Below are 13078 nucleotides of genomic sequence, written 5' to 3'. Positions count from 1 at the left end.
TCGGGCGGAGGTGCCACATGCGAGTGCTGATCACGGGCGGTGCCGGCTTCATCGGCTCACACACGGCGGACGCGCTGCTGGCCGCCGGCCACAGCGTGCGTGCGCTGGACATTCTCGATCCGCAGATACATGGCGAAAGCCGCCAACGGCCGGCCTATCTCGCGCCTGAGGTGGAACTGCAGGTCGGTGACGTCTGCAATGCCGACGACGTCGCGCGCGCGCTCGACGGCATCGACTCGGTCTACCACTTCGCTGCGCTGACCGGCGTTGGCCAGAGCATGTACGACATGACCCATTACGCGCGGGTCAATGGGCTGGGTACGACCACCCTGATCGAGGGCATCGTAAAGGGTGGCCATGTGCTGAAGCGGCTGGTGCTGTCTTCGTCGCGTGCGATCTACGGCGAGGGTGCCTATGTCTGCCGTGAGCACGGCGCCCAGTTTCCGGGTGCTCGCTCGCGCGAGCGCCTGCAGGCGGGCAAGTTCGCGATGCCCTGCCCGGTTTGCGGCGATGATCTCGACGCGGTACCGACGCCGGAAGACAAGGTGTCAGAGCCGTTCTCGGTCTATGCGATCACCAAGAAGCATCAGGAAGATTACGTGCGCTACGCGGCGAACACGTTCGGTATTCCGGCGGTCGTGCTGCGTTACTTCAACGTTTTCGGCTCGCGTCAGTCGCTGAAGAATCCCTACACCGGCGTGGTATCGATCTTCTATTCGCGCATCTGCGCCGGTCAGCCGATCTCGGTGTACGAGGGCGGCCTGCCGGTGCGCGATTTCGTGCATGTGTCCGACGTGGTTGCGGCGAATATGCGTGCGCTGGTCGCCGACGTGGCGCCGGGCTCCGTCTTCAATGTCGGCGCCGGCGAGGCGAGCACGATCGCCGACATCGCCAACGCGCTCGCACGTGCAGTCGGCAAGCCGGTAACGATGGAGGACAAGGGCGAGTTCCGTGTCGGCGACATCTTCGGGTGCGTTGCCGATCTGGCGCACTCGCGCGCAGTGCTCGGTTACGAGCCGGCGCGTACGCTTGATCAGGGCATGGCGGAGTTCGCCGCTTGGGCGGGCGGGCAGCCATCGGAGGATCGCTATCAGCAGACCGTCGCCGAACTGACGCGCTTCGGCCTGTTCGGTCGCGCCGGGGGCGCCTGATGTCGACCCGCCGCCGCGTTCTGTTCGCGGCGGAGGCGGTATCCCTCGCGCATGTCGCCCGGCCCGTCGTGCTGGCATCGGGTCTTGCGGCGCATCATGAGGTGTCGGTCGCGTCCGCACCGGCCTTCGATCTGTGCTTCCGCGGAACGGATCTTCGCAGGCTGGGGCTGGAGAGCATTCCGGCCAAGCTCTTTCTCGATCGCCTCGCTGCCGGCGCACCGCTCTATACCCGCACCGAGCTCGAGCGCTATGTCGAGGCCGACATCGCGTTGCTGCAGCGCGAACGTCCCGATGTGGTCATCGGCGACTTCCGTCTGTCGCTGAGCGTGTCGGCGCGCCTGGTCGGCATCCCTTACTTCGCGCTCTGCAATGCACACTGGAGCCCGTGGTCGGCGCATTCTCGCTTTCCCTTGCCGGACATCACTCTGACCCGTGTGCTCGGACCCGCGCTGGCAGAGCCGATTTTCCGGCTGGCGCAGCCGCTCGCCTTCCGACTGCACGCCGGGCCGCTCAACGCGGTACGCAGAAAGCACGGCTTGAGCGGCTTTCCCGATGTGCGCCATGCCTACACCGACGGCGATCTGACGCTTTACGCCGACACGCCGGGTCTGGTGCCGGTGCGTCCGGACTGTCCGCCCAACCACCATTTCATCGGGCCCATCATCTGGTCGCCCTCGATGCCGCTGCCGGACTGGTGGACGTCGATGCCGTCCGGGCCGCTTGCCTATGTCACGCTGGGTTCCACCGGGCGGGTCGATCTGCTGCCGGAGGTATTTCGCGCGCTGGCCGATGTGCAGGTCAATGCGATGACGGCTACGGCGGGGCGCTCGGACGTGGCTTCGCCCGGACCGCATTGTTTCGTTGCCGATTATCTGCCGGGGCTCGAAGCCGCTGCGCGCGCAGATTTCGTCATCTGCAATGGCGGAAGTGCGACGGTCTATCAGGCCTTGTCGACCGGCACGCCGGTCATCGGTCTGTGTTCGAACATGGATCAGTTCCTCACCATGTCGCGTGTGGTCGATGCCGGTGCGGGGATTTCATTGCGTGCGGGCAACGTGAGCTACGAACAGCTGCGGACCGCACTCAGGCGCATGGTCGGGGATGAAGCTGCGGACTTCAGGCGAGCTGCCGAGGCGGTCCAGCAGGACTTCGCCAGTTTCAATACCCGCTCGATTCTGAACGCGCTGGTTGCATCGGCATAGAGCGGGCTGGCTGGGCAATAACGGGTTCGGAACGTGCGATTTCGAACGCACAAAAGAAAAACGGGAGCTTTCGCTCCCGTTTTTCATGCTGCTTCGACTACCTGAATCAGGCCTTGCGGCGGCGGGCCAGAGCCAGACCACCGAGTGCCAGACCGGCCAGAGCCAGCGTGCCCGGCTCGGGGATGCCTTGCACCGGACCGTTGAAGTCGGTCTGGAAGATGATGTCCGGGCCGGCTGCAACGCAACCCGTCGGGCCGCAGACCGTACCGCCATTCACTGCACCGATGTTCGGCACTTCACCGGCGATGATGGCCGACGGATCAACCGACTGGAACGGCAGGTTCTGGCTGATGTTGGTCACCAGGAAGGAGATCAGCTCTTCATTCCAGAAATCCGTGTCGATGAAGTTCGGCAGAACGGTCAGCAGGTCGAATTCCGGCGTGGCGCCCGAACCCGTCACCGACGGCGTACCGGACAGCGGCGAAGTGCCGTTGAGCGGCTGACCATCGCTGCCGACCGTGCCCAGGGCGCCGGTGTTGGCATTGAAGTTCGACACCGAACCAGCACCGCCCGGAGCGATCGTGCCGTCGAACACCAGCGTGCCGGTGTTGAAGCCGGTGCCGGCTGCGTAGTTGGCGGCTGCGTCGGAATCCAGATCCTTCACGTAAACACGGAAGTAGTTGTTGGTCTGGACCTTGGCGAAGTCGAACACGGCGATGTTGGCGCCCGGCACGCTCACGGCGGTGGTCACGACTTCCTGGTAGGCCAGTTCGAAGGTGATTTCGTACTTGCCGGCAGTGCTGCCCGAACCGTTGTACAGGCCGCTCACAGCGGCACCGGTGCCGCCCTGCAGCACGGCCAGACGGCCTTGCGAGAACACGTTGAAACCGTAACCCATGCCACCGTTCAGGCCTTCAACGGTGCCACCAGCGGGGTTGTTGATGAAGTTGACGAAGGCTTGGTTGCCGCCTTGCGCCAGAACCGGGGACGGTGCCCAGTCGAAGGCGGTGATGCCATTCACGTTGCCGTTCGGCGTGGTGATCGAAACCGGCGCAGCGTGCGCGGCAGCGAAAGTGCCTGCCAGTGCCACTGCAACTGCAATTTGCTTGAACTTGATCATTTCATTGACTCCGTTTGTTGGCTTGGGAGAACCACGGTTGGCTATAAGCAATCGGCGGGCCAGTTTTTGTGTGGTGTTTTAGCTCTTTGAATTTAAAACAAAAAAATCTGTGTCTGGCTGGTTTCTGGCGGTCGGCGGATGCGCTCTGCTGCCGCGTGTAAAGTCCACCGACAGTCCTGCTTCAAGACTCTTCCTGGTTCTGCAGTCGTTCAAGAGGCAGGCGCAATGAGCGGCCGGGGATGTTTCGGCTGCGTCCGACGCGGCACGCCCAGACCGCTCGTCCGACGTCCTCTCCCGGCAGCAGGCTGCCCAGCCTTTGCGCCAGATCGTCGGCGCGGGCGAGTGCGTCGCCGTTCTGCGTGAATCGCCGCCCGGCCCGCGCGTACTGGTTGAAGATGAGCGGCGTCATCTCGGGCTGTGACTGGAGCCCCAGCTTTTCTACCGTCAGCCAGAGCCGTTGCATGGCACGGCCCGTTGCGATGTGATCGTCGATGCGGTCTGGGCGCGTCGGGGCGATCATGAAGACGTGCGCCGAGCAGGCGATGCCCGGAATCAGATCGAGTTGCAGCCGCGGTGCGAAAGTGCCGAAGAGCCACCTGTTAAAGAATTCGACGCGACTCCAGCTTGCCATGACGAAACGCATCAGCTTGCCGGTGAGCGGGTCGACGCCGACAGCTGCTTCGGGGATGCGGTCCTCGCTGAAACGTGCGCCCCACTCGATCACGCGGCTGTGGGTCTGGAAGGCTTCCGGAATGGTCAGGCGGATCTGCGCGCTGTCGAAATTCAGCTTGGCGATGCGCAGCCGATCCCGGAATGCGCCAAACCAGACGATGCGGTAGGGAAGCACGGCTGCTTCGAGCGCTTGCCGCTCCTCGTCCGTCAACGGTCGGCTGCCCATCGCACGGCGCTGCACCGAGCGCGTCGTTATGCACGGGAGCAGCGGGTCGGGTGTGACTGACGGGTCGGCGACCAGCTTGATGTCGAACTGCAGATGAGTGTCCGGCGTGTCCGGCCGACGAACGATATCGGCGCGAAGGCCGTGGGCAGTTGCTGCAATGGACAGTGTTTCCAGCATCGCGCCGACCGCAATCTGGCTGGCGTGCCCCTCAAGGTCATAGACGCACCAGTGCCGGGTGTCGAAACCGTGCACCCGCACGTGATCGTCGGCGAGCACCTCGAAACGCCAGATCTGGGTGTTGTCGCCGCTCGGCGCCCAGCGTGCGAGGTCGAGGATCTTGTCTATCGTGGGCATTCGGTTCTCCGGTGGGCGGCGTGTTCAGCGCGCGTTGATCTGTTTCAGCAACTGGCGCCGACCGAGCGCAAGGATGAGCCGCTGCAGCGGGTGCCGGTTTCCGCCGGGGCGCCAGGTGCGCACCATCCGGTTGCGGTAGGCGTCGAACTGCAGTGCCCAAGGCGCTGCCCGGACTTCGCCGCGGCCGAGCAGAAGCTTGACCGTTTCAGCGGCGGCAACGCCGGCGCACAGATTGCACCCGATCATCGTCGACGGGCCTTTGCGCGCCGCGAGATCGATGCGCCAGGGCTCGACCAGATAGGGGCGATGCAGTCCGGCAGGCGCCAGACCGACCAGGAATCGCAGCGCCTGTTCGGTCTCGTCGTGGCCTTCCAGCTGGAAGTAGTCCTCGAAAGTCATGCCGCGCGGCGAAAACACGAGCAATCCGGTGCCCATCCCGAGCGGGGCTGCCGTCACTGCCGGGATACCCAGGCGATGGCAGGCTGCGAAGGTGGACCTGCGGGCGGAGAAGGCGAAGAAATCGAGGCCGTCTACATAGACATCGCAGCCCTGCAGGAAGGCGTCCGGCTGCTCCGGCGACACGCCTTCCGGAAAGCACGTTATGTCGGCCTCGGGATTGATGTCGCGCGCCTGTTCGGCCAGTACCTCTATCTTGGGCCGGTCGACCGTGCTCATCATGGCCCCGACCTGCCGGTTGAAGTTGTGTACACCGAAGGTATCGAAATCGGCGATACGGAATCGTCCGATGCCGAGCCGGGCCAGCGTCAGCAGGTGGGCGCCGCCGACGCCGCCGAGGCCGGCGATGGCGACCGTGCTGCGCCGAAGTCTGGCCTGTTCGGCCTCGGTGAACCAGCCGAGGTTGCGGCTGAAGGCCTCGTCGTAATTGAAAGCAGAGCTCATGGCGTCGCCTTGTATGTCCGTTGGCTGCGGGGCACGCTTCCGGGACATCGGATGGTGAGGTAAAAACTGTTATGCTGGCAATACCTTAGCATCTGAAGTCTTGAATTCGCATGAAGTTTTGGCTGCTCGACCTTTGGCTTGCGATGCGCAGCGTGCTCCGCCAGGGGCGACGCACGCTGATTGCCATTGGCGCGGTGAGCTTCGGCGTGATTGCGATGATTCTGTCAGCCGGGTTCATCGAGTGGCTGATGGAGGGCATGCGCGAATCCACCATCAAGTCGCAGCTTGGCCACGTCCAGGTGGTTCGACCGGGGTATGTGGAACGGGGCACCTCCGATCCCTTCGGTTTCGTCATCGATGGTGAGGACGCAGCGCAGCGCAAGGTCGAGCAGGGCGCAGGCGTCAAGGTCGTGGCGCCACGACTCAGCTTCAACGGGCTCGCGAGCAAGGGCGACAACACGCTGGCCTTCCTCGGCCAGGGCGTCTCTGCAAAGGCGGAGGCAGTGCTGTCGAGTTCGGTCACGATATCGCGCGGGCGCAATCTGTCGCCCGACGGCGTCAACGAAATGATCATGGGGCGGGGACTGGCGGCCAACCTGGGCGTCAATGTCGGCGACACCGTGGTGCTGATGACGACGACCGCCGCCGGCAACGTCAATGCGGTCGAGGCGCCGGTCGTCGGCATCTTCATCTCCGTCAGCAAGGAATACGATGATTCGGCGCTGCGCATGCCGCTGGCGCTGGCGCAGCAACTGGTGCGGGTGAATGGCGCGCAGCAGTGGCTGGTGCTGCTCGACGACACCGACAAGACCGACGCCAAGCTGGCCGAACTGGGCAAGGTGCTGCCGGCCGCGAACTTCGAACTGGTGCCCTGGTATCGCCTGTCCGACTTCTACAACAAGACGCGCGATCTGTTTGCCAGCCAGGTCAATGTCGTGCAGTTCATCATTCTGATGATCATCGTGCTCAGCATTTCCAACACGCTGTCGATGAGCGTGATGGAGCGCGTCAGCGAGATCGGCACCTGCATGGCGCTGGGCCTGACGCGGGCGCGCATACGGCGCATCTTCATGTCGGAGGGCGTGATGCTCGGTCTGGTCGGCGGCGGGCTCGGGGTGGTCATCGGTTGTGCGCTGGCGCTGGCCATCTCGGCGGTCGGCATTCCGCTGCCGCCGCCGCCCGGCATGGAGCAGGGGTTCGACGGCGAGATCCGCCTGACTTTCGGCATCGTCGCCAAGGCACTGGCGATTGCCGTGGTCAGTGCCTTCGTGTCCAGTCTTTACCCCGCCTGGCGAGCGTCGCGCATGAATATCGTCGACGCACTGCGGCAGAGTCGCTGAACGCCATGTTCAAGCTCGCGCTCCGCAACATCCTCCGGCAGAAATCGCGGACAGCGATGACTCTGGCCGCCATCGTCTTTGGCGTTGCCGGACTGATACTGAGCGGCGGCTTCGTCGCCGATGTGCTGACGCAGCTGGGCGAAGCGACCATACACAGCCAGCTCGGCCACGTGCAGGTCTTCCGCAGCGGCTTCTACGAGCAGGGTGCGCGTTCGCCCGAGAAGTTCATGATCGACGACGCCGACAAGGTCGCCGAGTTTGCTGCCCGCATGCCGGAGGCGGATGCGGTGCTGCAGCGCGTCAATTTCACTGGCCTGCTGAACAACGGCAAGGCGGACTGGGCGGTCATGGGCGAGGGTGTGGAGCCGGACAAGGAAAACCGGCTCGGCACCTTCGTCCGGATCACCGCTGGCCGGGCACTGCGCGACAGCGACACCGGCGGCATCCTGATCGGCGATGGCGTCGCCAAGGCCCTGGCACTGGCGCCGGGCGACACCGTCACGCTGATCATGAACACTGCCGACGGCGCATTGAACACGACGGAATTTGCGGTGGTCGGGGTTTTCCAGAGCTTTTCGAAAGATTTCGACGCCCGTGCCGTAAGGATTCCCATCGCGGCGGCTCGAAATCTGGTTGCGCGCGATGGTTCCAACGCCATCGTGCTGCTGCTGCACCGGACAGCGGACACCTGGCGGGTGAAGGATCTGCTGGTGCCCAAGCTGGCGTCGCTGGGATTCGACATCCGCGACTGGGTGCAGCTTTCGGATTTCTATTCGAAGACCGTGGAGCTCTACCGCACCCAGTTCGGCGTGCTGCAATGGATCGTGCTGATCATGGTGCTGCTGAGCGTCTTCAATACTGTAAACATGAGTGTCTTCGAGCGCGTCGGTGAATTCGGAACGCTGATGGCGCTCGGAAATTCGCGAGGATACGTATTCCGGCTCGTGCTCGCCGAAAATGCCCTGCTTGGTCTGACCGGCGCGGCGATCGGCGTGGTGTTGGGGGTGCTCGTCGCGCTGGCGATCAGCGAGGTGGGCATTCCGATGCCGCCGCCGCCGAACTCGAACGTGGGGTACACGGCGTCGATACGTGTGCTGCCCGAAACCGTGCTGCTGGCCTTCACGGTGGGATTGGGCGCGACCGTGGTGGCGGCCTTGCTGCCGGCACGCAAGGTTTCGCGTACGCCCATCGTCGATGCGTTGCGGTACAACATCTGACCGGTCGTGACGCATTAGAGCGCGCGTCCGGATGCGTTGGCTATGATTCGCGGCTTGTCTGGCTGCTGTCCTGTGGAGGATGCAATGTTGAGTTCTGACCGTCTGATGTCCGCACTGCGCGTGCTTGCGCTGCTGCTCGTGCCGCTTGCCTTCACGGCCTGCTCGTCGTCGCCCTATCCGGCCGCGCCGACTCAGGCTTACAGCGACGACTACAACTACATCCTGGGCCCCGGTGACTCGGTGAACATCGTCGTCTGGCGCAATCCCGAAATCTCGTCCACGGTCACCATCCGCCCGGACGGCAAGATCACCGGCACCCTGTTCGAGGATCTGCCGGCTGCCGGCCGCGATCCCACGACGCTGGCGCGAGAGATCGAGCAGGTGCTGTCGAAGTACATCCGTGACCCCATCGTGACGGTCATCGTCGCCGGCGGCATCGGTCCCTACAGCGAGCAGATCCGCGTGATCGGCGAGGCGGCCAAGCCGCAGGCGCTGGCCTACAAGCAGAAGATGACGCTGCTCGACGTGATGATCGCGGTTGGCGGCATTACCGAATTCGCCGACGGCAACGCGGCCACCATCCTGCGGACCTCCGAGGGCGACAAGCAGTACAACGTGCGCCTGAAGGACCTGGTCCGCCGCGGCGACGTGACGGCCAATGTCGACGTCAAGCCGGGTGACATTCTCATCATTCCGCAGAGCTGGTTCTGAGCAGCTCAGTCATGAGGCGTCCGCCGGAAGGATCGTGTAGCTGTGGATGATTTTCTGCGCCAGTTTTCTGGCTATCTCAGGTCGGCGTGGGGCTATCGCTGGATAGGGCTGCTGGTCGCCTGGGTGGTCGGCATCATCGGCATGGGCGTGGTGCTCGTGCTGCCGGACCAGTACCAGGCGTCGGCGAAGATCTATGTCGACACCCAGTCCATCCTGCGTCCGCTGATGTCAGGCCTCGCCGTTCAGCCCAATCTCGACCAGCAGATCAACATGCTGAGCCGCACGCTGATCAGCCGGCCGAACATCGAGAAGCTGATCCGCATGGCTGACCTCGATCTGGAGGCCAAGACCAAGACCGAACGCGAAAAGCTGATCGACGATCTGATTGCCAGCGTGAAGCTCACCAGTTCCGGCCGCGACAACCTCTACATCGTGTCCTATCGCGATCAGAAGCCGGCGCGGGCGCAGAAGGTGGTGCAGGCCATGGTGACACTGTTCGTCGAATCCGGCCTCGGCAGCAAGCGACAGGATGCGGACCAGGCGCGCAAGTTCATCGAAGAGCAGATCAAGGCCTACGAGGCCAAGCTTCTGGAGGCGGAAAACCGGCTGAAGGAGTTCAAGCTCAAGAACCTCGAGCGACCGGGCGGCGGACAGAAGGACTACTTCGGCAGCCTGGGCGAGGTGCAGGCCCAGCTCAATCAGGCGCAGCTCGACCTGCGTGAGGCGACCAATTCGCGGGATGCGCTGAAGCGCCAGCTGCTGGGCGAGGAACCGACCATCAGTGCCGACAATTCGGCCATGACCTTCGCGCCCTCCGGCCCGGGTGGCCCGTCGACCGCCGAGATCGACATGCGCATCTCCGGCATGAAGAACGAGGTCGAAGGCCTGCTGCAGCGCTACACCGACAAGCACCCGGACATTCTTCAACTGCGCGCGCGCATCCGCAATCTCGAGGATGAGCGCAAGCAGATCATCGAAAAGCACGCGGCCGAAGCGGCCAAGGAGGCCGCAAGCAAGCCGGCGGACGCCAAGCCCGAAGCGAAGCCCGCGGCGACCGGCGGTGCGCAGATGCCCAATCCGGTCTACCAGCAGATCAAGGTCGCACTGGCTTCGGCCGAGGCCTCGGTTGCCTCGCTGAGCGCGCGGGTCGGCGAGTATCAGACGCGTCTCGACGCATTGAAGCAGTCGTCGCGACTGGTGCCGGAACTGGAAGCGGAGTTCAGCCAGCTCAACCGCGACTACGAGGTGCATCGGACCAATTACAACAACCTGGTATCGCGCCGCGAATCGGCCTCGATTTCGGAAGAGATGGACGCGACCGGCGTGGCGGAATTCCGTCTGATCGAGCCGCCGCGTGTCGATCCCAAGCCGGCGGCGCCCAACCGGCTCATCCTGCTGACCGTCGTGCTGGCTGCGGCCATCGTCGTCGGTGGTGCAGCATCGTTCGCCGTATCGCAACTGCGACCGGTGTTCCACGACGGCCGGATGCTGGCCGAGGTGGCCGGCGTACCGGTGCTGGGTTCGGTGTCCATGCTGCTCGCGAACGAGCGCAAGCGTTACGAGCGTCGCCGCAGCGTCGTGTTCTTCGGCGGTCTTGGCGGGCTGGTGGCCGCCTATGTGGCGATGCTGGCTTTCGTGTCGCTCGTGATGCGCAGCGCCTGAGGATAGATCATGAGCATCATCGAACAAGCAATCGAACGAATGGCCCACCTGAAGCGGGCGGGCGTCGATATCGGCGAGGAACCGGCAGCGGCGCCCGAGGCGCCGCCAGCGGCTGCGCCTGTTCTCGCGCCCGCTCCTGCGGCGGTACCTGTCGCCGCCGTACCGCCGGCGGGTGAAGTCGCCGCGCCGGTGCAGGTGGCGAGCGGAACGTCCATTGATTCATCCCGCTACGTCGAACTCGATCTGGCGCGGCTCGACGGGATGGGTCTGGTCGTGCCGTCGGCGCCGCGTTCGCAGATCGCCGAAGAATTCCGCGTGATCAAGCGCCCCATTCTGGCCAACGCCCACGGCAAGGGTGCAGCGCCGGTCGATAACGGCAACCTCATCATGGTGACCAGTTCGGTGCCGGGTGAGGGCAAGAGCTTCAATTCGATCAACCTCGCGATGAGCATCGCGATGGAACTGGACAACCGTGTCCTGCTGGTCGATGCCGACGTGGCGCGCCCCTCCATCCTGAACCTGCTCGGTCTGCCGCCCGCTAAGGGCCTGATGGACGTGCTGCTCGACGAGGATGTCGGTCTGCCCGACGTGCTGCTCCGTACCAATGTCGAGAAGCTCACGCTGCTGCCGGCAGGCATGCCGCACAAGAACGCGACCGAACTGCTGGCCAGCGGTGCGATGCGTTCGCTGCTGGTCGAACTGGCGCACCGCTATCCGGACCGCATCATCATTTTCGATTCGCCGCCGCTGATGGTGACCACCGAGGCGCCGGTGCTTGCGCAATCGATGGGGCAACTGGTCATGGTGGTCGAGGCCGGGCGCACCACGCACGCGATGGTGAAGCAGGCGCTGGCCAAGGTACAGGGCTGCCCGGTCAAGATGCTGGTGTTGAACAAGGCGCGCTATGCCCGTACCGATGGCTACTACGGTTACTACGGTTACGGTTACGGCTACGGCTCCGAAACCGGTTATCGCGACGCGGCCAAGGCGGGTTGAATGAGGACAGGACGACCGATGCTTCGCCCGATCTCCCTGGCCATCCTGGGCATCGCCAGCGGTTTCGGTTCGGCGCATGCCGAAGGCTGGCGCCTGTCGACCAGCGCGTCGGTACAGATGATCGTGTCCGACAACATCAACTTCTCGCCGGTTGCGCCGTCGAGCGACGTGCTGACCGAAGTCACGCCGACCGTCGATCTGCGACGCAGCAGTCCGCGCCTGAAGCTCAATGCCAATTACTCGCCGCGGATGATGTATTACGCGGACGACACCTTCCCGTCGCGCATCGCGAACAACATGAGCGCGAACGGGTCGTTCGAGGTCGTCGACGACCTCTTCTTCCTCGACGCCAAGGCGAGTCAGACGCAGCGTCGGCGATCGGTGTTCAACGCCCAGCCCAACCTGCTGAACAGCACGCTGGGCGATTCGACCGAGACGCGGGTGTTCTCGCTGTCGCCGTCGATGCGCGGCACGGTCCGGCTCGGCGACATCGCGACATGGAAATCCAGCTACACCATCGCGCGCAGTGAATCGTCGCGCCGCGAGGGCGCACTGACCACCCGTACGTTCTCCGGCACACTGCAGGGCGCTCCGGCGACGCTGAGCTGGAAGGGCGTGCTCAGTTCGCGCGTGACCGACTCGGGCAATGCCAACAACAGCGAACGTGAGAGCATCGTCGGTTCGCTGATCTACAAACCGGATGTCCAGATCGAACTGACCGGCCGCTACGGCTACGAAAAGTCGACGATAGGCAATCGGCGGGACGGCGCCACCTATGGCGGCGGCCTGGACTGGCGTCCGTCGCAGCGCACGGCTCTGTCGCTTGATTACGACGAGCGGCCGTACGGCAGTACCGCCAACTACAAGCTGTCGCATCGTCTGCCCAGGACAGCTTTCAACGCGGCCTACACGCGCAACATCGTGAGCCGGATCGACACCTTGCTCGAAGGTTCGGGTCTGGAAGATCTGTACGAGACGCTGGCCTTCGTCGAGCCCTACGCGAGCATCGCCGATCCGGAAGAGCGGCGTGATGCGATCCGTGCAGATGCGCTGGCCGGGCGTATCCCGGGCTACGGTTCGCTCGATTCGCCCATCCTGACCGACCGCGAATACCGGCGCTCGCGCTGGTCGCTCGGCGTGGTGCATACCGGTGCCCGCAACACGCTGTCGTTCACGATGTACCAGTCGACCAACGACAGCGGAATCGGCTCCGTCGGCGGATCCCTGGTCGGCGATTTTGCCGAGGCTTCGGTCATTGTCCAGAAGGGCTGGACCATCGGTCTGTCGCACCGGCTCTCGCCAGTCAGCTCGCTGAACTTTTCGCTGAACTCTTTCGACACCAGTGGTCGTGTGACCTCCCGCACGACGACCGAGCGCAACGTCTTCAATGCGACTTATTCCACGGCGCTCGGTGCCTACACCAGCGGCTCCATTGGTCTGCGCATGATGCGTGGCACAGTCGCCGCCGGCGATGTAGACGAAAATGCACTGATCGCCACGGTGAGTACGCGCTTCTTCTGACGCGGG

Annotated in this window: 11 protein-coding genes; 8 read left to right on the top strand and 3 right to left on the bottom strand. The window is 64.1% G+C overall.

Going from position 1 to position 13078, the window contains the following annotated elements:
- Positions 1 to 17: 17 nt before the first annotated feature.
- Both METRZ18153_RS0117155 and METRZ18153_RS0117150 read left to right on the top strand, forming a co-directional pair.
- A complete protein-coding gene (locus tag METRZ18153_RS0117155) occupies positions 18 to 1151 on the top strand; it encodes an NAD-dependent epimerase/dehydratase family protein (protein ID WP_020165905.1) in 1134 nt (377 codons plus the stop codon).
- Positions 1058 to 2353 carry a glycosyltransferase gene (locus tag METRZ18153_RS0117150; RefSeq protein ID WP_232416077.1) on the top strand — a complete coding sequence of 432 codons (1296 nt, stop codon included), beginning with the start codon at positions 1058 to 1060 and terminating at the stop codon, positions 2351 to 2353. The genes METRZ18153_RS0117155 and METRZ18153_RS0117150 overlap by 94 nt, the downstream gene beginning before the upstream one ends.
- A gap of 106 nt (positions 2354 to 2459) precedes the next feature.
- On the opposite strand, the gene METRZ18153_RS0117145 is transcribed toward METRZ18153_RS0117150, so the two are convergent.
- The 3 genes from METRZ18153_RS0117145 to METRZ18153_RS0117135 form a co-directional block, all read right to left on the bottom strand.
- Positions 2460 to 3473 (bottom strand): PEP-CTERM sorting domain-containing protein, encoded by a 1014-nt coding sequence (locus METRZ18153_RS0117145; protein ID WP_020165903.1) that lies wholly within the window; start codon positions 3471 to 3473, stop codon positions 2460 to 2462.
- Positions 3474 to 3654: 181 nt separating this feature from the next.
- Positions 3655 to 4725, bottom strand: a complete 1071-nt coding sequence (locus METRZ18153_RS0117140) for a nitroreductase family protein (protein WP_020165902.1) — start codon at positions 4723 to 4725, stop codon at positions 3655 to 3657.
- A 24-nt stretch (positions 4726 to 4749) separates the two neighbouring features.
- A complete protein-coding gene (locus METRZ18153_RS0117135; protein ID WP_020165901.1) occupies positions 4750 to 5625 on the bottom strand; it encodes a ThiF family adenylyltransferase in 876 nt (291 codons plus the stop codon).
- Between the two features lie 110 nt (positions 5626 to 5735).
- Between METRZ18153_RS0117135 and METRZ18153_RS0117130 the strand changes: the two genes are divergently transcribed.
- The 6 genes from METRZ18153_RS0117130 to METRZ18153_RS0117105 all read left to right on the top strand — a co-directional run bounded on the left by METRZ18153_RS0117130 (position 5736) and on the right by METRZ18153_RS0117105 (position 13072).
- Positions 5736 to 6965 carry an ABC transporter permease gene (locus tag METRZ18153_RS0117130; RefSeq protein WP_020165900.1) on the top strand — a complete coding sequence of 410 codons (1230 nt, stop codon included), beginning with the start codon at positions 5736 to 5738 and terminating at the stop codon, positions 6963 to 6965.
- Between the two features lie 5 nt (positions 6966 to 6970).
- Positions 6971 to 8182 (top strand): ABC transporter permease, encoded by a 1212-nt coding sequence (locus METRZ18153_RS0117125; protein ID WP_020165899.1) that lies wholly within the window; start codon positions 6971 to 6973, stop codon positions 8180 to 8182.
- A gap of 84 nt (positions 8183 to 8266) precedes the next feature.
- On the top strand, positions 8267 to 8893 hold the full coding sequence (locus METRZ18153_RS0117120) for an XrtA/PEP-CTERM system exopolysaccharide export protein (RefSeq protein ID WP_019916726.1): 627 nt from the start codon (positions 8267 to 8269) through the stop codon (positions 8891 to 8893).
- Between the two features lie 42 nt (positions 8894 to 8935).
- Positions 8936 to 10555, top strand: coding sequence for an XrtA system polysaccharide chain length determinant (locus tag METRZ18153_RS0117115; RefSeq protein ID WP_020165897.1), 1620 nt, complete (start codon positions 8936 to 8938; stop codon positions 10553 to 10555).
- Positions 10556 to 10564: 9 nt separating this feature from the next.
- The gene (locus METRZ18153_RS0117110; RefSeq protein ID WP_020165896.1) at positions 10565 to 11551 is read left to right on the top strand and encodes an XrtA-associated tyrosine autokinase; all 987 of its coding nucleotides are present in this window, start codon (positions 10565 to 10567) and stop codon (positions 11549 to 11551) included.
- An 18-nt stretch (positions 11552 to 11569) separates the two neighbouring features.
- Positions 11570 to 13072 carry a TIGR03016 family PEP-CTERM system-associated outer membrane protein gene (locus tag METRZ18153_RS0117105; protein WP_020165895.1) on the top strand — a complete coding sequence of 501 codons (1503 nt, stop codon included), beginning with the start codon at positions 11570 to 11572 and terminating at the stop codon, positions 13070 to 13072.
- Positions 13073 to 13078: the final 6 nt, after the last annotated feature.

The sequence above is a fragment of the Methyloversatilis discipulorum genome (genome assembly GCF_000385375.1).
Taxonomy (GTDB): domain Bacteria; phylum Pseudomonadota; class Gammaproteobacteria; order Burkholderiales; family Rhodocyclaceae; genus Methyloversatilis; species Methyloversatilis discipulorum_A.
The sequence above is the reverse complement of the archived record's forward strand: the minus strand, read 5'-3'. Positions and strand labels throughout refer to the sequence as shown.

What these genes read in the sequence shown, in the direction of transcription:
- METRZ18153_RS0117120 (WP_019916726.1), top strand. Translation starts at nt 8,267, where the DNA reads ATGTTGAGTTCTGACCGTCTGATGTCCGCACTGCGCGTGCTTGCGCTG.
- METRZ18153_RS0117125 (WP_020165899.1), top strand. Translation starts at nt 6,971, where the DNA reads ATGTTCAAGCTCGCGCTCCGCAACATCCTCCGGCAGAAATCGCGGACA.
- METRZ18153_RS0117145 (WP_020165903.1), bottom strand. Translation starts at nt 3,473, where the DNA reads ATGATCAAGTTCAAGCAAATTGCAGTTGCAGTGGCACTGGCAGGCACT.
- METRZ18153_RS0117155 (WP_020165905.1), top strand. Translation starts at nt 18, where the DNA reads ATGCGAGTGCTGATCACGGGCGGTGCCGGCTTCATCGGCTCACACACG.
- METRZ18153_RS0117105 (WP_020165895.1), top strand. Translation starts at nt 11,570, where the DNA reads ATGCTTCGCCCGATCTCCCTGGCCATCCTGGGCATCGCCAGCGGTTTC.
- METRZ18153_RS0117110 (WP_020165896.1), top strand. Translation starts at nt 10,565, where the DNA reads ATGAGCATCATCGAACAAGCAATCGAACGAATGGCCCACCTGAAGCGG.
- METRZ18153_RS0117135 (WP_020165901.1), bottom strand. Translation starts at nt 5,625, where the DNA reads ATGAGCTCTGCTTTCAATTACGACGAGGCCTTCAGCCGCAACCTCGGC.
- METRZ18153_RS0117140 (WP_020165902.1), bottom strand. Translation starts at nt 4,725, where the DNA reads ATGCCCACGATAGACAAGATCCTCGACCTCGCACGCTGGGCGCCGAGC.
- METRZ18153_RS0117130 (WP_020165900.1), top strand. Translation starts at nt 5,736, where the DNA reads ATGAAGTTTTGGCTGCTCGACCTTTGGCTTGCGATGCGCAGCGTGCTC.